17 protein-coding genes are annotated in these 22,960 nt (G+C 35.4%); 15 read left to right on the forward strand and 2 right to left on the reverse strand.

All coding sequences use genetic code 11. The features are described 5' to 3' along the window. Positions 1–81: 81 nt before the first annotated feature. From GM921_RS03415 to GM921_RS03455, 9 genes are all read left to right on the forward strand, one after another. Entirely contained in the window at positions 82–1,662 is a 1,581-nt protein-coding gene (locus GM921_RS03415) for a tagaturonate reductase (RefSeq protein ID WP_235969769.1), read from the forward strand. Further along, positions 1,662–3,305, forward strand: coding sequence for a UxaA family hydrolase (locus GM921_RS03420; RefSeq protein WP_182921211.1), 1,644 nt, complete (start codon positions 1,662–1,664; stop codon positions 3,303–3,305). The genes GM921_RS03415 and GM921_RS03420 overlap by 1 nt, the downstream gene beginning before the upstream one ends. A 50-nt stretch (positions 3,306–3,355) precedes the next feature. After that, a complete protein-coding gene (kduI, locus tag GM921_RS03425; RefSeq protein WP_182921212.1) occupies positions 3,356–4,186 on the forward strand; it encodes a 5-dehydro-4-deoxy-D-glucuronate isomerase in 831 nt (276 codons plus the stop codon). Between the two features lie 58 nt (positions 4,187–4,244). Continuing rightward, on the forward strand, positions 4,245–5,057 hold the full coding sequence (locus GM921_RS03430) for an SDR family oxidoreductase (RefSeq protein WP_182921213.1): 813 nt from the start codon (positions 4,245–4,247) through the stop codon (positions 5,055–5,057). 151 nt (positions 5,058–5,208) lie between these two features. Next, positions 5,209–6,609, forward strand: a complete 1,401-nt coding sequence (gene uxaC / locus GM921_RS03435) for a glucuronate isomerase (protein WP_182921214.1) — start codon at positions 5,209–5,211, stop codon at positions 6,607–6,609. A gap of 1 nt (position 6,610) precedes the next feature. Continuing rightward, complete coding sequence (locus GM921_RS03440) at positions 6,611–7,630, forward strand: sugar kinase (protein WP_182921215.1); 1,020 nt, start codon at positions 6,611–6,613, stop codon at positions 7,628–7,630. Next, a complete protein-coding gene (locus GM921_RS03445) occupies positions 7,620–8,297 on the forward strand; it encodes a bifunctional 4-hydroxy-2-oxoglutarate aldolase/2-dehydro-3-deoxy-phosphogluconate aldolase (protein ID WP_182921216.1) in 678 nt (225 codons plus the stop codon). The genes GM921_RS03440 and GM921_RS03445 overlap by 11 nt, the downstream gene beginning before the upstream one ends. A gap of 41 nt (positions 8,298–8,338) precedes the next feature. Continuing rightward, positions 8,339–9,913 carry an MFS transporter gene (locus GM921_RS03450; protein ID WP_182921217.1) on the forward strand — a complete coding sequence of 525 codons (1,575 nt, stop codon included), beginning with the start codon at positions 8,339–8,341 and terminating at the stop codon, positions 9,911–9,913. 2 nt (positions 9,914–9,915) lie between these two features. Beyond that, on the forward strand, positions 9,916–11,541 hold the full coding sequence (locus GM921_RS03455; RefSeq protein ID WP_182921218.1) for an NADP-dependent glyceraldehyde-3-phosphate dehydrogenase: 1,626 nt from the start codon (positions 9,916–9,918) through the stop codon (positions 11,539–11,541). A 528-nt stretch (positions 11,542–12,069) separates the two neighbouring features. Here GM921_RS03455 and GM921_RS03460 read toward each other — a convergent pair. After that, positions 12,070–12,276, reverse strand: coding sequence for a hypothetical protein (locus GM921_RS03460; RefSeq protein WP_182921219.1), 207 nt, complete (start codon positions 12,274–12,276; stop codon positions 12,070–12,072). A 582-nt stretch (positions 12,277–12,858) separates the two neighbouring features. Here GM921_RS03460 and GM921_RS03465 point away from each other — a divergent pair. The 6 genes from GM921_RS03465 to GM921_RS03490 all read left to right on the forward strand — a co-directional run bounded on the left by GM921_RS03465 (position 12,859) and on the right by GM921_RS03490 (position 22,319). After that, on the forward strand, positions 12,859–13,428 hold the full coding sequence (locus GM921_RS03465; RefSeq protein WP_202985620.1) for a UbiX family flavin prenyltransferase: 570 nt from the start codon (positions 12,859–12,861) through the stop codon (positions 13,426–13,428). Between the two features lie 113 nt (positions 13,429–13,541). Beyond that, on the forward strand, positions 13,542–14,861 hold the full coding sequence (mtaB, locus tag GM921_RS03470; protein WP_182921220.1) for a tRNA (N(6)-L-threonylcarbamoyladenosine(37)-C(2))-methylthiotransferase MtaB: 1,320 nt from the start codon (positions 13,542–13,544) through the stop codon (positions 14,859–14,861). Between the two features lie 96 nt (positions 14,862–14,957). Beyond that, positions 14,958–19,760 (forward strand): CHAT domain-containing protein, encoded by a 4,803-nt coding sequence (locus tag GM921_RS03475; protein WP_182921221.1) that lies wholly within the window; start codon positions 14,958–14,960, stop codon positions 19,758–19,760. A 112-nt stretch (positions 19,761–19,872) separates the two neighbouring features. Next, positions 19,873–21,027 (forward strand): prolipoprotein diacylglyceryl transferase, encoded by a 1,155-nt coding sequence (locus GM921_RS03480; RefSeq protein ID WP_182921222.1) that lies wholly within the window; start codon positions 19,873–19,875, stop codon positions 21,025–21,027. Positions 21,028–21,030: 3 nt separating this feature from the next. Beyond that, the gene (locus tag GM921_RS03485; protein WP_182921223.1) at positions 21,031–21,822 is read left to right on the forward strand and encodes an inositol monophosphatase family protein; all 792 of its coding nucleotides are present in this window, start codon (positions 21,031–21,033) and stop codon (positions 21,820–21,822) included. 41 nt (positions 21,823–21,863) lie between these two features. Further along, the gene (locus GM921_RS03490) at positions 21,864–22,319 is read left to right on the forward strand and encodes a heme-binding domain-containing protein (RefSeq protein WP_182921224.1); all 456 of its coding nucleotides are present in this window, start codon (positions 21,864–21,866) and stop codon (positions 22,317–22,319) included. 70 nt (positions 22,320–22,389) lie between these two features. Here the strand turns inward: GM921_RS03490 and GM921_RS03495 are convergent, their stop codons facing one another. Continuing rightward, complete coding sequence (locus tag GM921_RS03495; RefSeq protein ID WP_182921225.1) at positions 22,390–22,941, reverse strand: NifU family protein; 552 nt, start codon at positions 22,939–22,941, stop codon at positions 22,390–22,392. Between the last annotated feature and the right edge of the window lie 19 nt (positions 22,942–22,960).

Raw genomic sequence — 22,960 nt, forward strand, 5'->3', positions numbered from 1 at the left:
GTTCTCGGGAACGATTGCGCAAATATTTGCATTAAAATAGGGTTTTTACTAGCAATTAATAAGTATAATTGCTTTAACCAAATGCTTTTAAAAGGCATTGTCGTCTTTTTATTAGCAAATTTTAAAATTGAAAAGCAGTATTCATTAGAAATGATTTTATCTCAAGAAAATCTAAAGTTAATCAATCCAGAAAATGTGATTGTACCACAGGCAAGTATCTTCGAACTTCCAGAAAAGGTACTTCAGTTCGGAACGGGAGTTTTGTTACGTGGTTTGCCAGATTATTTCATAGATAAAGCCAATCGTCAGGGAATTTTTAATGGGCGAATTGCAGTTGTAAAATCAACAAATGGATCAACAAATGAATTTAATTCTCAGAATTCTTTATATACGCTTTGTGTACGCGGACTAGAAAATGGTCAGCCTGTATCAGAAAACATTATTTCATCAGCTATAAGTAGAGTTATTTCTGCTGAAGAAAATTGGCAAGAAATTTTAACTATTGCAAAATCGAAAGATTTGAAACTTATCGTTTCAAATACCACAGAAGTAGGCATAACACTTGTAAATGAGAGCATCACTTTAAATCCACCAATCTCTTTTCCTGCCAAAGTTTTAGCTGTATTGTACGAAAGATTTAAAGCTTTTAACGGCTCAAAAGAAAGTGGTTTAGTGATTATAGCCACAGAGTTAATTCCAGATAATGGAAAAAAATTGGCATCATTTGTATTGCAACTTGCACAGTTTAACCAATTGGAAGCTAGTTTTATAGCTTGGATAGCTTCATCAAACACGTTTTGTAATTCGTTGGTAGATAGAATTGTACCAGGTAAACCGGATGCAACAACGTTGGCTAATTTACAAAACGAATTAGGTTATACTGATAATCTGTTATCAACGACAGAACCCTATCGTTTATGGGCTATTGAGGGCGATGAAAAAGTAGCAAAGGTTTTGGAGTTTGCTAAAGTTGATGCTGGAGTTGTGATTGCCAACGACATAGAAATTTATAGAGAATTAAAAGTTCGTTTATTGAACGGTACACATACATTAAGTTCTGGTATTGCTTTCTTATCTGGTATTGATACCGTTAAAAATGCAATGACCAATGAACAATTAAAAACGTATATAGAAGATTTAATGGCTATAGAAATTAGCCCTGCGATACCGTATGAAGTTACACCAAAACAAACTACAGCTTTTGCTAATACGGTAAAAGATCGTTTTGCAAACCCTTCTATCGAGCATTTGTGGATTAATATTACTTTTCAATACACCTTGAAAATGAAAATTCGCATTTTGCCATTGTTATTGAATTATTACAAGTTATTTAAGAAAGTTCCAGAACATATCGCCCTTGGCTTTGCAGCTTATTTAGTATTTATGAAAGTCGATCATAAAGAAGGGAACAAATTTTATGGATCATATCAAGGGTTGGAGTATCTTATTACTGATAATAACGCCCAATATTTTTATGATCAATTGTCTGCAAATGGTACAAATTATGCGACAAGTGTATTGAATGATGTAGATTTTTGGGGTACTGACTTAAGCTTATTAGGAGGGTTTACTAAAGCGGTAAAAGAAAAATACGATAGAATAGTTGCGGGCGAAATACCACAAACTTTAGAAGAACTAACTACTTCAAAAATAAATGCGTAATGAAGAATAAGGTTTTAAAAATTCATCCAAAAGATAACGTACTTATCGCATTAGCTGATTTAAAAGCTTGCGAGGTCATAAATTATCAAGGTGAGAATTATAGTTTGGTAGACGATATTAAAGCAAAGCATAAGTTTTACACTACAGATATGAACGCTGGTGATGAAGTTTTTATGTATGGAACTTTAGTTGGTAAAGCCCAGTTTTCACTAAAAGCAGGCGCATTAATGACAGTTGAAAATCTAAAACATGCAGCAGCGCCTTATCAATATCGTCCGTACCATTACGAATGGAAAGCGCCAGATGTTTCTAAATTTGCAAACCGCACATTTAACGGTTACCATCGCCAAAATGGCAAAGTTGGTACAGCAAACTATTGGTTATTTATCCCAACTGTTTTTTGCGAAAACCGTAATTTAGATGTTATCCGCGAAGCATTACATAACGAATTAGGTTATGCCGTAACTGCAAAATATAAATCATACACACATCAATTAGTAGAGGCTTTTAAAAACGGAGTTGATATTTCGACTTTTGAAGCACCACTTTCCTTTGAAAACGCTAGAAACAATAGGGTCTTTAAAAATATAGATGGTATCAAGTTTTTAAACCATCAAGGTGGATGCGGAGGAACTAGACAAGATGCTGCAATTTTAAGTAAATTATTAGCTGCCTACGCCGATCATCCAAATGTAGCTGGAATTACTGTATTAAGTTTAGGTTGCCAGAATTTGCAAGTGCAAGATTTTATAGCCGACTTAAAAGAAAGAAATCCAAATTTTGATAAACCTTTATACATTTTCGAACAACAAAAATCGCAAAGCGAAGAAAATATGATTGCAGAAGCGATCAAAAAAACTTTTGAAGGTTTGGTCGAAGTGAATAAAATTGAACGTAAACCAGCACCATTAAGCAAATTAAATATAGGTGTTAAATGTGGTGGAAGTGATGGATTTAGCGGTATTTCTGCTAATCCAGCAGTTGGTTATTGTTCAGATTTACTAGTCGGTTTAGGTGCAACAGTTTTATTAGCAGAGTTTCCAGAATTATGCGGGGCAGAGCAAAATATCATCGATCGAACTAAAGACGAAGCAGCAGCTCAAAAATTTATCAAGTTAATGAGCGCTTATAATCAAGCTGCAGAAAACGTAGGCTCTGGTTTTGACATGAATCCTTCTCCAGGTAATATAAAAGATGGATTAATTACAGATGCCATCAAAAGTAATGGAGCAGCTAAAAAAGGTGGGACATCACCAATTGTTGATGTTTTAGATTACACAGAACCAGCTACAAAAAGTGGTTTAAACTTAGTTTGTACACCAGGAAATGATGTTGAGGCAACTACAGGTAAAGCCGCAAGCGGAGCAACATTAATTTTATTTACGACAGGTTTAGGTACACCAACAGGAAATCCAATTTGCCCTGTAATTAAAGTTTCTACCAATAATGCCTTAACAAATCGAATGAGCGATATTATTGATATCAACACAGGGCCAGTAATTGAAGGTGAAAAAACCATCGAAGAAATGGGAGAAGATATTTTAGAATATTGTATTAAAGCAGCCAGTGGCGAAGTAATTCCTAAATCAGTTTTACTAAATCAAGATGATTTTATTCCTTGGAAAAGAGGAGTATCTTTATAAAGTTGTCATCCTGAGCTTGTCGAAGGAAACAACCATAAAAACACAATAAAATGAAAATTATACAACACGTACACTCAGAAGATTTTAAAACCTATGGAACTGACAAAATCAGAGAAAGATTTTTGTTAGACGGACTAAAAGAGAAAGACAAAGCCAACTTTGTGTATTCTCATTACGATAGAATGGTTACTGGTTTAATTACACCAACAACCAAAGTTGTGCCTTTAGGTACTTATGATATTTTACGTGCTGAGTTTTTCTTAGAAAGAAGAGAAATGGGCGTAATTAACGTTGGTGGTGCAGGAACAATTGAAGCTGATGGTACAAACTACAACTTAGCAAAACTAGATTGTTTATACATGGGTAAAGGCGTAAAAGATGTAAAATTCAGCAGTGCTGATGCTAATAATCCAGCTGTATTTTACATTTTATCTGCACCAGCTCACGCAACTTATCCAACAACATATTTGCAAAATGCAGATGCTTTTTCTGCACAATTAGGAAGTGTAGAAACTGCCAACGAACGCAAAATCATGCGTTACATTCATAAAGATGGAATTCAAAGTTGCCAATTGGTAATGGGTTTAACTATTCTTTCTACAGGTAGCGTTTGGAATACCATTCCACCACATACACATGATCGTAGAATGGAAGTTTATTTCTATTTTGATGTAGATGAAGAACATAGAGTTTTCCATTACATGGGAGAACCACAAGAAACTCGTCATATTATTGTGGCTAACCACGAAGCAGTTTTATCGCCAGTTTGGAGTATCCATGCAGGTGGTGGAACAAAAAATTACAGTTTTATTTGGGGTATGGCAGGTGAAAACCTTGACTATGCTGATATGGATACATTTGGAGTAAAAGAACTTAAATAAAAAAATTGATTAAGTAGTTTGGTCTTTAATCCTTGCTCCTTAATCCTTAATCAAAATAATGGAACAATCATTTTCTTTAGAAGGTAAAGTAATCGTAGTAACTGGCGGAACAGGGATTTTAGGTAATTCATTTGTTAACGCCATTGTAGAGGCTGGTGGCGTTGTTGGTATTTTAGGTAGAAATGCTGAAATCGCAAACGAAAGAGCAGATGCAATTAATAAAAATGGTGGAAAAGCAATTGCTTTAATTGCTGATGCGATGGATGAAGCACAATTAATTGCTGCAAGAGAAAAAGTTATTGCAGCTTTTGGTAAAATTGATGGTTTAGTAAACGCTGCTGGTGGTAACATGCCAGAAGGTGTTTTACAACCAGATGAGAACATCTTTAGCATGAAAATGGATGGAATGAAAAAAGTGTTAGACCTTAATTTATGGGGAACATTAATTCCAACTCAAATTTTTGGCGAAGCTATTGCTCAAACAGGAAAAGGAAGTATAGTTAATATTTCTTCTATGAATTCTAAAAAAGCTGTAACCAAAGTATTGGGTTATAACATGGGTAAAGCTGCGGTAGATTGCTATACACAATGGTTTGCGGTAGAATTGGCAAATCGTTATGGCGATAAAATTAGAATGAATGCCTTAGCTCCAGGCTTTTTCTTAACCGAACAAAATCGCAATTTATTAACTACGCCAGATGGTTTTACACCTCGTGGTCAATCGGTAATTAAACAAACTCCTTTTAAACGTTTTGGAGATCCAGATGAATTAAAAGGCGCTTTAGTTTGGTTATTGAGCGATGCATCACAATTTGTAACTGGTGCTATGATTTGTGTAGATGGCGGCTTCTCTATTTTTAGTGGAGTATAAATTCTTATTCGTCATTCCCGCGTAGGCGGGAATCCTAAAGCGAAAGCATTAAGATCCCCAATCAAGTTGGGGATGACGACTATAAATAAAGTAATATATAAGTTGCAACATACCTATGGTCAACTGATTTTTTAAAATATAATATCACTCAGTGAAAGATTTTTTAGACGAGAACTTTTTATTGCAAACCAAAACGGCACAAACGCTGTATCATGAATTTGCAAAGCAGATGCCAGTAATTGATTACCACAATCACTTAATGCCAGATCAAATTGCCGAAGACAAAAACTTTGAGAATATAACTCAGGTGTGGTTGTATGGCGATCATTACAAATGGAGAGCGATGCGTGCAAACGGCGTTGATGAATACTTTATCACGGGAGCTGCATCAGATTGGGAGAAATTTGAAAAGTGGGCAGAAACAGTTCCGTACACGCTAAGAAATCCTTTATATCATTGGACGCATTTAGAATTACAACGTTATTTCGATATTCATGAAGTTTTATCTTCCGCAAATGCGAAAAAAATATACGACGAGTGTAACGCTAAATTACAAACAAAGGAATATAGCGTACAAGGTTTATTGCGCAAAATGAACGTGAAAACGTTATGCACCACCGACGATCCTTTGGATAGTTTAGAATATCATCAGCAAATAAAAAATAACAAAGTTGATATTAAAGTTTTGCCAGCGTTTAGACCAGATAAAGCGATGAACGCTGATGATGTTGCTGGTTTAAATGTGTACATCGATAAATTAGCTACCTTAACAGGAACAACAATCGCTGATTACGACACTTATTTATCAGCCTTAAAATCTCGTCACGATTACTTTGCCGCAAACGGTGCATCTGTTTCTGATCACGGTTTAGAGCAAATTTATGCAGAGGATTATACTGAAGTAGAAATAAAAGCCATCTTCCTTAAGATAAGAAATAACGAAGCAATTAGCTTCGTAGAGAATTTGAAATTCAAATCAGCTATGCTTTTCAATTTTGCACTTTGGGATCATGAAAAAGGTTGGGTACAGCAATTTCACCTAGGTGCTTTAAGAAACAATAACGATCGCCTATTATCATCATTAGGCCCAGATACAGGTTTCGATTCGATTGGAGATTTCCCGCAAGGAAAATCATTGTCTAAGTTTTTAAATAAATTAGATTTGAATAATAAACTGGCAAAAACCATTTTATACAACTTAAATCCGGCAGATAACGAACTAATGGCAACGATGATTGGAAATTATCAAGATGGAACAGTTGCTGGAAAAGTGCAGTGGGGTTCTGGTTGGTGGTTTTTAGATCAAAAACAAGGAATGATCAATCAAATTAATGCTTTATCTAATTTAGGCTTGTTGAGCCAATTTGTTGGGATGTTAACTGATTCTAGAAGTTTCCTTTCTTATCCTCGTCACGAATATTTTAGACGCATTTTATGTGATTTATTTGGTACAGATGTAGAAAATGGAGAATTACCTTACGACAAAGCATGGCTTGGAAAAGTAGTTCAAGATATTTGTTTTAACAATGCTAAAACCTATTTCAATTTCTAATATGGACAAAGTTTTAAGTTTTGGTGAACTTTTATTGCGTATCTGTCCAGACGGAGATGGTGAATGGCTTGCGGAAAATAAATTACCTTTTTATGCTGGTGGTGCCGAATTAAATGTGGCCACAGCATTGGCATTATGGGATATTCCTTCAGCTTATTTTACAGCTTTGCCAGAGAATTTCATGTCAGAGCAAATCATCGGATATATGGATGGTTGTAATATTGACACCTCAAAAATTCATCATGGAGGAGATAGAATAGGTTTATATTACCTGCCAAAAGGAAAAGACTTAAAAAATGCAGGTGTAATTTACGATAGAGCAAATTCTGCTTTCGCGATGTTGCAAACTGGAACTATAGATTGGGATAAAGTTTTAGATGGAATTACTTGGTTTCATTTTAGTGCTATTTGTCCAGCTTTAAATCAGGCAGCTGCCGATGTGTGTTTAGAAGCAGTTAAAGCAGCAAGTACAAAAGGAATTACAATTTCTATCGACTTAAATTACCGAGCCAAATTGTGGCAATATGGAAAACAACCATCAGAAATTATTCCTCAATTAGCTCAATATTGCGATTTAATTATGGGTAATATTTGGGCGGCAGAAAAAATGTTAAGCATTAGCTTGCCAGAGTTTATTCACGAAACGAGTGATAAAAACGTTTACCTTGAACAAGCAAAAGCCACCTCTCAAGAAATCATCAAGCATTATCCTAAATGCAAGTCAGTAGCTAATACGTTCCGTTTCGATTACAAACAAGGAATAAAATATTACACTACATTGTATACAGATAATGAACTAACTGTATCAAAAGAATATACTTCAGAAAAGATTTTAGATAAAGTGGGCAGCGGAGATTGTTTCATGGCAGGATTGATTTACGGATTTTACCACAAAAACAATTCATCAGAAACCTTAAATTTCGCTACAGCAGCAGCATTTAATAAATTATTTATACCAAGCGATTGTACAACAGCAACAGTTGTGCAGGTTAATCAAACATTAGCAGAAAATGAAGACTAAAGAAGCAGCTATCCAGGCCATTAAAAATCAAGGTTTATTGCCTCTTTTTTATTATGAAGATGCACAAGTAAGTTTAGATATTGTTCGCACTTTATACGGTGCAGGCGTTCGCGTTTTCGAATACACAAATAGGGGTAAAGCTGCGCTTGAGAATTTTAAATTCATTAAAGAAGCACTAAAAACCGAAATGCAAGATTTGTTTCTAGGCATTGGTACCATTAAAAACACGGATGAAGTAAAAGCTTTTTTAAATGCAGGTGCAGATTTTATTGTTTGCCCAGTGGTAGATTTAGAAGTTGGTAAATTAACTCACGATGCTGGCTTATTATGGATTCCTGGTTGCATGACACCAACCGAAATTAACGTAGCTCACCAATTCGGCGCAGGAATTATCAAATTATTTCCCGCCAATATTTTAGGACCATCTTATTTATCATCCATTAAAGAACTTTTTCAAGGTCAACTATTTGTACCAACTGGCGGAGTAGAAATTGAAGAAAACAACATTGATACTTGGTTTAAAGCAGGTGTTTGTGCAGTTGGAATGGGCAGTAAATTAGTAAGTAAACAAATTTTAGAAAATAAAGATTACGATACCTTGTTTTCATTAACCACGAAAACATTCGAAATTATAAACAAGGTTAAAACCAACCAATGGTACCAGTGAACCAATGACACTAATGAACTAACCAAATAAACCTTTAAATTATGAACCAAGTTAAAATTGGCAATTACAGATGGACAATTTGCGCCCTTTTGTTTTTTGCAACCACAGTAAACTACCTCGATAGACAGGTGTTAAGTTTATTGAAACCAACCTTAGAAGAACAATTTGGGTGGTCTAATAGTGACTACGCAGATATCGCCGCTATCTTCCAATTCACCTACGCAATCTCTATGCTTTTTGCAGGTCGTTTTGTAGATAAGTTAGGTACAAAATGGGGTTACGGAATTGCCATCGTCATTTGGTCAATTGGAGCAATAATTCACGCCTATTCTATTTCAATTGGTACAGGTCTTGCGTCTATTTTAACAACTTTTGGTATTGCAGCATTACCAGTATCCATATTAGGCTTTATGTTTTCTAGGGCTGTTTTAGCCATTGGCGAATCAGGGAATTTCCCAGCAGCTATTAAAGCAACAGCAGAATATCATCCTAAAAAAGAACGCTCATTAGCAACTGGTATTTTTAATTCTGGAGCAAATATTGGTGCTGTTTTAGCTCCGCTAACCGTGCCTTGGATAGCCACACATTGGGGTTGGGAAAAAGCATTCGAATTAGTTGGAGCAATAGGCTTTTTGTGGTTGTTCTTTTGGCTAATTTTTTATGAATCTCCAGAAAAACAAAAACGACTATCAGCTGAAGAATTGGCTTACATAAACAGTGATGAAGACGAAGTTGCCGATAAAGCAAACGTTGATAAAGTTTCATGGTTTAAGTTATTGACCTATAAACAAACTTGGGCTTTTACTTTTGGTAAGTTCATGACAGATGGTGTTTGGTGGTTTTTCTTATTTTGGTTGCCAGGTTATTTAAAAGATCAATACGGTATGACAGGATCTGACATCGTACTTCCATTAGCTGTATTGTATAGTATGACAATGATTGGAAGTATCGGCGGAGGTTGGTTACCAAAATATTTTGTAGATAAAGGCTACGAAGTTTACGATGGTAGAATGAAAGCCATGTTTGCCATAGCCCTTTTTCCTTTGGTAGTTTTATTGGCACAACCTTTAGGTCACTATTCTTTCTGGGTTCCAGTTATTTTAATTGGTGTGGGTACTTCCGCACATCAAGCCTGGTCTGCAAATATTTTTACAACAGTTTCAGATATGTTCCCTAAAAGAGCTATTGGTTCTGTTGTAGGTATCGGAGGTATGGCTGGTGGTATTGGCGGTGTTTTAGTAACTAAAGTAGGCGGATGGATTTTTGATAACTATGCTCACAAAGGCATATCAGAATCGTTCACCAAATTTAACGAACTAGGTAATAGTACCTTCATCAACCAAATCACTACAATGGATTTAGCCAGTAAATACGGCGATAAAATAAATCTAAATGTAATGGCATTGAGTAAAGTACCAGTCGAAGTAGCAGATAAATTAAAATCAATTGATTCTAACCTGTTTAATCAACTTTTAGAAATTCAAAAGCCGCTGGTTCAATCAAACATGACCGTTGCTTACACCATAATGTTCGCATTTTGTGCCGTTGCTTATCTAGTTGCGTGGGTAGTAATGAAATCATTAGTTCCAAAATATAAAAAGATTACAGACCTATAATTATGAGCTTTCAAGAACAATTAAATGACCTCTTTTTAACCGAAGAGCAGATTCCTGATGCCTTTAAACTGGCGGAAGAAGTAAACCAGCGTAAGTACCTATCAAATGGAGAAATGTTGCCATGGAATGGCGATGTGCACACCGTTTTATCACCCATCTGCATTAAAACCGCTAACGGATTAGAACGCAAAATAATTGGTACATATCCACTTTGCGATAAAGAAGAGGCAAATGCAGCTTTAGATGCAGCAGTAGCAGCCTATAACAATGGCAGAGGCGAATGGCCAACTATGAGTGTTGCCAAAAGAATTGAATGCGTAGAGAAATTTACACATCAAATTATAGAGAAAAAGCAAGAGGTTGTAAAGTTAATTATGTGGGAAATTGGTAAAACCTTTGCCGATTCTACTAAAGAATTTGATCGTACAATCGAATATATTCAAGCTACAATAGATGCCTTAAAAGATTTAGATCGTCAATCAGCGGGTTTCACAATGGAGCAAGGCATCGTTGCACAAATTCGTCGCTCACCACTGGGCGTAGTTTTATGTATGGGACCTTTTAATTACCCATTAAATGAAACTTTTACAACGTTAATCCCAGCGTTAATCATGGGGAATACCATTTTATTTAAACCACCTAAACACGGTACATTATTGTTTTATCCCTTGTTAGAAGCATTTAGAGATTGTTTTCCAAAAGGCGTAGTGAATACCATTTACGGGCGTGGCAATAAAATCATTCCAGGCTTAATGGAATCTGGAAAAATAAATGTCCTAACATTAATTGGTTCAAGTAAAGTAGCCAACGAGTTAAAAAAAATGCACCCTAAAGTAAATCGTTTACGTGCTATTTTAGGTTTAGATGCTAAAAATGCAGCAATTATTACAGCAAAGGCCGATTTGAAACTTGCAGTACAAGAAACCGTTTTGGGTTCACTTTCTTTCAACGGACAAAGATGTACGGCATTAAAAATCATTTTTGTACACCGTAGCTTAGCCGATGAATTTTTAAAACAACTTTCCGAATCAGTTAACAAACTAAAATTTGGTATGCCTTGGGTAGATGGAGTTTCATTAACACCACTTCCTGAGCCTCATAAACCAGCGTATTTAAAAGAATGTTTGGATGATGCGATAGCAAAAGGCGCAAAAATCATAAACGAAAATGGAGGTGCAACCAACGAATCATTTGTATATCCAGCAATTGTTTATCCAGTTAACGCTAAAATGAAACTATATACCGAAGAGCAATTTGGACCAGTTGTACCCATTGTACCTTTCGATGATTTAGAAGAAACAATACAATACCTAATCGAATCCACTCACGGTCAGCAAGTAAGTATTTTTAGTAACGATGAACAAGAAGTAGCCGCATTAATAGATCCACTAGTTAACCAAGTGAGCCGAGTAAACATCAACTGCCAATGCCAACGCGGACCAGATGTTTTTCCTTTTACAGGAAGAAAAGATAGCGCCGAAGGAACTTTGTCAGTAGTAGATGCCCTGCGTTCATTCTCAATTCGCTCATTAGTTGCAACAAAACTAAACGATAATAATAAACACTTATTAAATGAAATTATCGATAGTCAAAGTTCTAACTTTTTAAGCACAAAATATTTGTTTTAATATGCTTAAAATGCCTTTAAACTCATATTTAAATATTAATTGTGTCACAATCACACTATAATAAAAAAAAGCAGGTATAAACTTTCGTTTGTTTATAAAATTAGTTACATTTGAGCTTACCCTTTCGGGGGTATGTTTTTCATAGGTAGATGTAGGGTCAAGAATTTATTCTTGGCCCTTTTTTATTTCACACCTTTTTTAAGCACCTTATATACACGCCACGTCATTGCGAAGGAGGTTCTTCACCGACTGCGACAGCCTCCTCCATATATGTTTTGTCATTCAGAGCAAAGCGAAGAATCTCCAAACATCCAAACCCTTAACACCCTATACTAGTGCTAGTTTGTAGCTCGTTCTTTCCTCCTCAAGAAACCCAGTTGTCAACAATCAGTACCTAATCATTATTTGAAAAGCAATTTCAGTACTCTTAACTCAGGTTCCGTCCCGCTATTTGCTACTGCCATGAAAAATGGCATTCGCGTCTATCGGGTTTAGCTAACCAAAGCCTGTAACAAATTACGCAATTCCTCATCTTGCAATTCCCCATCTTTGGCGGGGTGCCTGTACCAAAGCCATCCCTTTGGGAAAAAGTGGGATGGTTTCTTCAACCTGCCAAAAGACTTCATGCATTGTTACCGAGACTTCTTCCATTGTTACCAAGACTTCTTCCATTGTTACCAAGACTTCCTGCATTGTTGCCAAGACTTCTTGCATTGTTGTTGAGACTTCTTGCATTGTTACCTAGACTTTTTGCATTGCTACTAAGACTTCTTGCATTGTTAGCAAGACTTCTTGCATTGTTGTTGAGACTTCTTGCATTGTTACTGAGACTTCTTGCATTGCTACTAAGACTTCTTGCTTCTGCTGAAAGATTTCTCCAGCCTGCAACTTGCAGCCTCACCCAAACCACAACCCATCACCAAGAACGAGGACTGGCCTTGTAGCATCCCGAAGGAGAAAGCATTAAAACTTGTGCAAATACTTTCAAAAACCACTATCCAAAACAATGAGCCTTTCGATCCTTCATCGAACCTGCTGCTTGTTGCCCTAAAAGTTTTGATAGCTTAATCCGAGAGATGATACTAAGCCTTGATCTTTTGTTTCTTTTCTATCAAGAGATACTGCGAAGCATTCTTGAATACCCCTAAAATAAACACTCATGAAAAACGAAAGAGCCATCGGTGGCGGTGAACCGAAAACAACAATCTAAAAACGAACGGGTCATAACGGCAGCGAGCTAAAAAATCCTTCGACAAACTCAGGGTGACAATATGAAATTAATGAATAGAAGATTACTTCGTATCTTTACCTTACATTATGATCAAAAAGAAAAAAATCATTGTTGCAATTACCGGAGCCAGCGGCTCCATCTACGCCAAACTCTTACTAGATAACCTACTAAAACTATCATCTCAAATAGAAAAAGTAGGCGTAGTAATGTCAGATAACGCAAAAGAAGTTTGGCGTTTCGAGTTAGGTAACGAAGAATACGATAACTACCCCTTTACCTTTTATCATAAAATGGATTTCAATGCACCATTCGCATCAGGTTCTGCAAAATTCGACACCATGATTATCATTCCATGTTCAATGGGCACATTAGGTCGCATCGCCCATGGCATATCTAACGATTTAATCTCAAGAGCAGCGGATGTAATATTAAAAGAACGCCGTAAATTAATCGCCGTAGTTAGAGATACACCCTTTAGTTTAATCCACATCAACAACCTTAAAGTAGTAACAGAAGCTGGAGGAATTATCTGCCCTGCAAACCCATCATTTTATAGCTTACCTAAAACCATCGAAGAAGTAGCACAAACAGTAGTTAATCGAGTAATAGATTTAGCAGATTTAGAACATGAAAGCTATCGCTGGAACGAAGAATAGCTCATTGGTTCATTAGTGTCATTAGTTCATTTGTTAGCCAGATGTAAGGTTAGGGCCAAGTCTAACATCTCATATCTCAATACTCATATCTAATTGTTATCTTTGCAACCTCGATGAAAAAAGTTGCATTTTATACACTTGGCTGTAAGCTAAACTTCTCAGAAACCTCAACCATTGGTCGTTTGTTTACCGATGCAGGTTACTCCGTAGTAGAATTTACTGATGCAGCAGATGTATATGTAATCAATACCTGCTCGGTAACCGAACACGCAGACAAAAAATGCAGGAAAGTAGTTAAGGAAGCACTTAAATATTCTCCAAATGCTTATGTAACCATTGTAGGTTGCTATGCACAATTAAAACCAACAGAAATTGCCGAAATAGAAGGCGTAGACATGGTTTTAGGCGCTGCTGAAAAATTCAGAATTGTAGAATTTATTTCTGATCTGACTAAAAATCCTAAAGCAGTTGTTCATCAGCAAAACATAGAAAAAGTAAATCATAATTTTATTGCTGCCTATTCAATAGGCGATAGAACGCGTACCTTTTTAAAAGTGCAAGATGGTTGCGATTATCCTTGTACCTATTGCACTATTCCTTTGGCTCGTGGTGGAAGTAGAAGCGATACCATAGAAAACGTAGTAAATCGTGCTACACAAATTGCACAAAGTGGAGTAAAAGAAATCGTGTTAACAGGTGTAAACTTAGGTGATTTTGGTATTCGTGATGGACAAAGAGAAGATAAATTCTTCGATTTAGTTAAAGCATTAGATGAAGTAGAGGGAATTGAACGTATTCGTATTTCTTCCATAGAACCAAACTTATTGAGCAATGAAATCATTGAGTTTGTTGCTACTTCAAAACGTTTTGTACCACATTTCCACATTCCATTGCAATCAGGTTCTAATAAAATATTAGGCTTGATGAAAAGACGCTACCAACGCGAATTATATACCGAACGTGTAGCTAAAATTAAAGCGGTAATGCCCAATTGCTGCATAGGAGTGGATGTAATTGTTGGTTTTCCAGGCGAAACACATGACGACTTTCTAGATACCTATCAGTTTTTAAACGAATTAGATATTTCTTATCTACATGTATTTACTTATTCGGAGCGTGAACAAACTGAAGCTGCAGAAATGAAAGGTAAAGTTGCAGGAAGTACTCGTTTTGATAGAAATAAAATGTTGCATATCCTATCCGATAAAAAAAGAAGAGCATTTTATCAATCTCAAATTGGTTCAACAGGGCAGGTGCTATTTGAAGACGATCAGAAAAATGGCTTTATGCATGGCTTTACCAAAAACTATGTAAAAGTTAGAGCTAAATACGATCCTGTAATGGTAAACGAACTTAAAAACGTAAAACTTGTAGAGCTTTTAGCAGATGGTGAAGTCGAAGTAATCGAAGCCGAAGAAGTTTTAGTACATTAAATAGCATTTCCCTTCTATAAAATACCCAATTGTGGGTATATACCCTTAAGTTTTATAATGTATTATTGTGTGTAAATCGCTCACAAAAAATACGTTATGAAAAACTTAACGTTCTCAATACTGCAAAAATGGACAGGAATAATCTTCATCGCATTATTCTCCTTTTCTGCGAAAGCTCAAAACCAAAAGCTCTTCCCAAAAAACTTAAACTTTAAAGTTTCAAATACCTATTACGGCCAAGGCGATAGCTGCTATGTATTTATCTACGAAGGTGGAAAACTTGGTGTTAAAATAGGTCAGCAAGGCAAAGTTTACGGAGTTCATTCAAATGAAAAACCAAATCGTTCTCAAAAAGAATTGGGTTTTAGTACCATAGTTAGAATTATGGGAGATACCATTATCGCCAAAACTACTCTTTACAAGCCAACTATTACCGATGAAAAAGTAGCCATTGGCGATTATCTCGTACTAGAAATTAATCTCCCAATAAACAATTATAACAGCCTCTTTTACGATTTAGCTTTAATGCAAATCACTTTTACAGACGTAAGTAAAACCCCATTATATAGTCTTAAACAAATATTAACAAAGGATTCTAAAGCATTAGAAGATTCTATTCTCATTAAAAGCATAGCCGATATCAAGGAAATTTACGATAGGGTAAAAGATGATGAAAGCTTTACCAGTTTAAGAGTGAAAATGCCTGAGGGAAGATACGCGGGTAAAACAACCTTAGAAGTAATGTCTAAAACGACTAAGGCAGATATTATTGCATTTTTAAAGTTTGTAAAATCTTATCCTGGTAAATATGTGGGCAACCAATACAAAATTGCAGAAGTTTTTGCCACATGGGTAGTCAATAAAGCACCACTAAATAATCAGGAAGTATTAGATTCTGTTCGTTATTATGCAACCAATAAAATAAAGTACGATAAATTTTTAACCGTAAATAGAATTACAATTGTAAAAGACGAGTACTTAAAATCGTGGTCAATTATTGCGAATGACTTAGCAATAGATGGCAAAGCCGCAGAAGCAGATGCCTTACTAAAAGAAGTAGAAAAAGCAGGAACTTCCTTAAACGATACTTCTGGACTTGGTTTTTACTATTACATCGCAGCGCAAATTTTACAAGATAAACAGCAATATGCACAAGCAATTGTTCATGTAAACAAAGCAATAGACCTATTTAAACAATCAAAATACTGGGAGTTTTATATCAAACTGAAACTAAAGCGTATTTACATCGAAATTATGCTGACTGATTTCGTGGCTTCAGAAAAAACATACAAAGAATTAACGACAGATTTTGCAGAGCTTAAATCACAAATGGAAGGAAATCTGTATAAAGAATTAATAGCTCAACATTATGGCTATTATGGTTTTTCACTCAAAAGAAAAGGCGATTTAAATGAAGCGAAAACCTTTTATCAAAAATCTGCAGACCAGTACAATTTGCTAGAAGATTTTTCAAGCAAAGTACAATCGGCTTTGGCCAGAGAGAATGTTGCAGATATTGAAACTACACAAAATAATTACGAAGGTTCTATTCCATTATATGATTCATTAATTGTGGCTTACAAAAGAATGAATCAGTCTGCAAAGCAATCGTATGCCTTAAATAGCAAAGCATACGCGTTGAGTAAAATGGGGCAGTACGATAAAAATATCAGCAACGCTAACGAAGCTTTAGCGATACAATTAAAAAATGCCGATTGGAACAAAGCAGGATATAGTTACTCGCAAATCGGACAATCTTACTTTAGTTTAGGGAAATTTAAAGATGCAGTTAACGCACATCAACAATCTATTTTATACAGAAGAAAAGGAAATAACTTTGAAGGAATGGGTTATTCCTATTCAAAATTGGGTAGTCTTTATATAGAAATAGGCGATAAACTAAAGGCAATTGCAGCATTAGATAGCGCAAAATTCTGCTACACAAAAGCAAACCTCAAAGATAAATTAGCAGAAATTGATGGCTCCATTGGAGATATTTACCTCTCAGATAAAAATGTTCCTAAAGCTGTTGCCTACTTTTTAAGCGCTTATGAAAGCCTAAAAACCCTAGGTTTAAAACAAGAAATGGCTAAACAATTATACAATATTGCAGGAGCTACCTATACCGATGATATGCCACAATCAAGGAAATATTATCAATTAGCGTACGATTTATATAAGGAAATTGGAATAAAAGATCAGGTTTTGTATTGCCTCCTAAACTTAGGGAATTTAGATACTCGTGAAAAGAAATATGAAAGCGCAGAGAAATATTTTAATCAGGCATTGGTATTAAGCAAAGAGATAAATGGTAAAAGAGAGCAGGCAATTACCTATCAAAAACTAGCAGATGCAGCGTACACCAAGCTCAACTTAACCGATGCAATTTTAAAATACGAACAAGCATTAGCCATTTATAAGGAAATTGACGAAAAAGCAGAAGTAGCCAATATTTCAATTGCTATCGGTTCGGTAAATGTATCCTTAGGTAAGTTTATCGAAGCAGAAATTGCGATGCAGCAAGCACTCGATATTTCAAAAACCACCAATAATTACGGTGGCAAAGCCGATGCACTTTCTTCTCTATCCGATCTTTACCAATTAAAAGGGCAGTTTTCAACATCCAAAACGATGTTAGATAGCTGCTTTAAAATTTACAAACAGCTCGGTAATTCATATCAAATTGCCAATACTCACATCCTTTTAGGTAATTATTACAACCGTTTATCCGATAATATTAACGCAATTAAAAATTATAGCACAGCTGATAGTATTTTCAAAGCAGAAAAATCACCCGAAAGCCGTTTCACTTCCTTAAATAATATCGGTACAATATATTTCTATCAAGCAGATTATCCACAAGCATTAAATTATTTTAATCAGGCTAACGCGATTATTGCAAATCAAACCGTAATTACCGACAGTAAATTACTAGTAATTACCAATATTGGAGAAGTCTATTATCATCAGAAAAACTATCCAGAAGCTGAAAAGAACCTAGCCTTAGCATTGAAATTTAGCAGTGAAAAGAATGCAGTTAGATCAAAATCTAGTGCTACAATGGTGCTTGGTAAATTGTTTTACGATAAAAAAGATTACCCTAATGCGATAACAAACTTGCAGAATTCTTATCAATATGCTAAATCTACTAAAGAAAACAGCCAGCTAATTGAATCCTCATTATACTTAGGGAAAGTGTCTTTGGCGATGAAAAAAGAAGATGAGGCTGCCAAATATTTCGATGAAGCCATTGTAAATTCAATTCGAGTAGGAGAGGCTAAAAATTTATGGGAAGCATTGTATAACCGCGGACTAATGTTTTATAATCAAAATAAATTAGATTCTGCAGCCAACTATTTTAAACAAGCAGTAAATAGTGTAGAGCAAACGGGTAAAAATATTTTCGGTGGTGCTGCAGCTAAAAAAATCTTCACTTCCGATGAAAAGAAAGTAAATCTTTACAACACCTTAATTTCTACCTTAATTAAAGCAGGTAAAACCGATGAAGCTTTAGAATACACCAGCAGAAGTAACATTCAGGCTATTAAAGAAAAAATGGGGCAAATAGAGGTTAAAACTAATAATGTAGAAAAAGCCACAGCCTTACAGCAACAAAATCAGCTCGCAAATAAAGTAAATTCGGTTGAAGAAAATTTAGCAAAAGAAAAAGCAAAACCAGCGGATGAACAGAACAAAGAGAAAATCAATTCTTTACAAAAAGTACAACAAATAGCACAAGTTCAATTGCTCAATTTTGTAGATAGCATGGTAAAAGCTTATCCAGATTTGCAAGAAAACTTTGTAAAAAACGTAAACCCAGAAGATTTAAAAAAGTATAAAAGTAAAATTCCAGAAGATGTAGCAGTTTTATTATATGTAGTCAGAGAAAATCAGTTAATCATTTTCACACTAACTAAAGAAGGTACAAAAGCCAAGTTAATACCAATTTCTGGAGCAGATCTTTCTTCAAACATTAGCGATTTCAGCGCAGTTCTTAAACAACCGTTTAAAGATAAAAATGCAGCACCATTAAATTTACGCGGAGCTAAAATCACCAATACCGTTCAATCATCACGTTCCGTTGCAGAAACTGGATCAAATTTATATCAAGTACTTATCGATCCTATTTTAAGCGATATCGCAGGAAAAAAACAACTCTGTATCATTAACAATGGCGAACTAAGCAGCATCCCATTCCAAGCAATTGGTAAAAAAGACGAGAAAGGAACATTCAGATATTTAGTAGAAGATTATGCGATTTTTTACACCAACAGATTAGATGTATTCAGTAATGTACAACCCGATTCAGTTAAAAATTCGAGCTTTGTCGCCTACGGAAACCCAGATCACAGCTTGCCAAATGCAGAAAAAGAAGTAAAGGAAATTAATAAAATCATGACTTCGGGCACCATTTATGTTGGCGATCTAGCAACCGAAGACATGGCCAAAAAAAGCCTAACCTCAAATAAAATCGTTCACTTTGCAACTCACGGTATTTTAGATTACAACGATTTCTCTAAAACATTCCTAAAATTCGCCAAATCAACAACTAACGATGGTAAACTAACCATCCAAGAAATAAAAGGTTTAGACATAGAAGATTGCGATTTAGTCACCCTATCTGCTTGCGAAACCGCTGTGTCATTAAGCGTAAATAAAGGCTGGTACATTTCTCCAGCCAATTCTTTTTTGGTAAACGGAGTAAAATCTGTCGTTGCCTCCTTATGGTCTGTAGATGATGAAGCAACCAGTCTTTTAATGAGTTCATTCTATCAAAACCTCAAAAATATGCCAAAAGCACAGGCATTAAGAAAGGCACAAGAAACGCTTAGTCAAAATCCAAAGTTTGTACATCCATTCTACTGGAGCGCCTTTATTTTGTACGGCGAATGGCGATAATAGAGTACGAAAGTTGTTAACCCGAAAGTCCGAAGATATTAACTCCTGACTTTCCGACATTGGGCTTTCGGTCTTTAAAGTTTCTTTCCTATCTTCGCTTAAACTAAGAATTATGTTTCCTACCGTTTCACACTTCCTATCCTATCTTTTTGGCATCGATGTGCCACTTCCATTCAACACATTTGGTGTTTTTGTAGCACTAGCTTTTGTAGGAGGCTATTGGGCTTTCACAAAAGAACTGAAACGTAAAGAAGCATTAGGCATTCTGCATCCAACAAAAAGAAATGTAGTAATTGGCGAACCAGCCTCTACACTAGAACTTGTTTCAAATGCCTTTTTTGGCTTTCTAATAGGGTACAAACTAATTTATGCACTCTTAAATTATAAACTATTTGTAAGCGATGCACAAACAGTTCTACTTTCAACAAAAGGAAACCTTTTAGGCGGACTAGCATTAGCGGCTTTGTTTGCTTATTGGGCACATAAAGAAAAAGACAAAGTAAAATTATCCAAACCAAAAACGGTAGAAGTTACCGTTCATCCATATGAATTGATGAGCAATATGATTGTTTGGGCAGCAGTTTGGGGCTTCTTAGGTGCAAAGATTTTCGATAACCTAGAACATTGGGATAGCTTTATAAAAGATCCAATTGGCGGGCTGCTATCTTTTAGTGGATTAACATTTTACGGAGGATTAATTTGCGGCGGTGCAGCAGTAATTTACATTGCCCGTAAAAACGGAATAAAACCCTTGCACATGCTAGATGTTGGTGGACCAGGAATGATGTTAGCGTATAGCATAGGTCGTATTGGCTGTCATTTATCAGGAGATGGAGATTGGGGAATTCCAAACCTAAATCCTAAGCCATTTACATGGTTACCAGATTGGTTATGGGCATATACCTATCCAAATAACGTAGCTAACGAAGGTAATCACATCGCAGGTTGCATTGGTAAATACTGCAACGAATTAGCTCAACCAGTTTATCCAACACCAATTTACGAAGTTATAATAGCCTTTATACTCTTCTTAATCCTATGGAAAATTCGTACCCGAATTAAATTACCAGGTATGATGTTCGGTATTTATTTAATGCTAAACGGAGTAGAAAGATTTTTCATCGAATTAATTCGTGTAAACTCAAAATATACAGTTGCAGGTATTCCATTTACGCAAGCAGAGCTAATTTCTTCCCTCTTATTTATCGCAGGATTATTATTGGTGATTTATTCTATTAAAAACAAAGAGAAACACGCGAATTACTAAATGATGAATTACGAATTATTATGCTCAAAGGTTATCGCCATCACACGCTTAACGGGTAATTTTATTCGCAAAGAAGCAATGGCTTTTGATGCAAATGCAATTGAATACAAAGGCTTAAACGACTTAGTTTCTTACGTAGATAAAAATGCGGAAAAACTTCTAGTAAAGAATTTAACAAAGTTGATACCAGATGCTGGCTTCATTACCGAAGAAGAAACCGTTAACACCAAAGGCAAAACCTACACTTGGATTATCGACCCTTTAGATGGAACTACAAATTTTATTCACGGTATACCAACATATTCTATCAGCATTGCGCTATACGAAGAAGACAAACCCGTAATTGGTGTAGTATATGAAGTGAATAGAGGAGAAATGTTCTTCACGTTTAAAGGTGGCGCAGCGTATTTAAATAATAAAGAAATTCGTGTTTCAGCAAATGCAAATCTATCTCAATCTTTATTAGCTACTGGATTTCCTTATTATCAATTTGATAAACAACCACAATACATTCAGCTTTTTACCGAGATGATGCAGAAATGTCATGGGTTAAGGCGTATTGGCTCTGCAGCAGTTGATCTTGCTTATGTAGCCTGCGGCAGATTTGATGCCTATTTCGAATATAACCTAAACTCTTACGATGTTGCTGCTGGAGCATATCTAGTGCAACAAGCAGGTGGTAAGATTATGAATTTTGCTGGCGGAGATGAATTTCTAGAAACCAGAGAAATTCTAGCAACTAACGGCAAAGTAACCGATGAAATTTTAACAACCATCAAAAAGTATTTTCATTAAAAACTAGTAGCTTTATAATCAGTTCTTAAAGAAATTTATTTATGGTAAAGAAAATCGTTTATGCACTATTGGCCTTGTTAATTGTAATCCAATTATTTAGACCTACAAAAAACATAACAACAACCGAACAAATACAATCAATTGATAAAGCTTACATTATTCCACAAAATATTACAGGGATTTTGCAAAAAGCGTGTTATGATTGCCATTCAAATACTACAATTTATCCTTGGTACATCAACATTCAGCCAGTTGCATGGTGGATGAATGACCATATTAAAGAAGGAAAGCGCAAACTTAATTTTTCAGAATTTGGAGCTTACACCTTAAAGAAACAAGATCATAAATTAGAAGAAGTAACCGAGCAAATAGTTGACGAAATGCCTTTAAAGTCGTATACACTAATGCATAACACAGCTAAACTTACAGCTGATGAGAAAAAATCACTAACAGATTGGGCAAATACGTTAAGGAAAGAAATTCAAAGTAAAATGTAAACAAAAAAGTCCCAGACATAATGTCGGGACTTTTTTTATAATGATATAAAGCCCCTTTAGGGGTTTGGGGTTATAACGCTTCAGAAACTACTTCTTTAACCTCAGGCACCATACGTTGTAATAAATTCTGAATGCCAGATTTTAATGTAATAGTAGATGATGGACAACCGCTGCAAGAACCTCTTAATTCTACAGTTACCACACCTTCATCAAATGATTTGTAACTAATCGCTCCACCGTCTTGTTCAACCGCTGGGCGCACATAATCATGTAGTATTTGCTGAATTTTAATTTCTAGTTCACTTCCTTCAAAAGCAGGAGTTTCTTCACTTGTATTTTCTTTTATCTTAAGTTCAGATTCTACAGCACCTTTAACAAACTCTTTTAAAATTGCCTCAATATCACCCCATTCTGCATCTTCAGTTTTAGTAATCGTTACAAAGTTGCTTGCAAAAAATACACCACTTACAAAGTTAAATTTGAACAATTCTTTAGCAAAAGGAGAGTGCTCAGCACTTTCTTTCGTTGCAAAATCTTCACTACCATTAATTAAAAGTTTATTAACCATAAACTTCATGGTAGCAGGATTTGGTGTTTGCTCTGTATATACGTTAATAGTCATGTCTTTAATTTTATGCTAC

The sequence above is a fragment of the Pedobacter planticolens genome (genome assembly GCF_014172375.1).
Lineage (GTDB): Bacteria > Bacteroidota > Bacteroidia > Sphingobacteriales > Sphingobacteriaceae > Pedobacter > Pedobacter planticolens.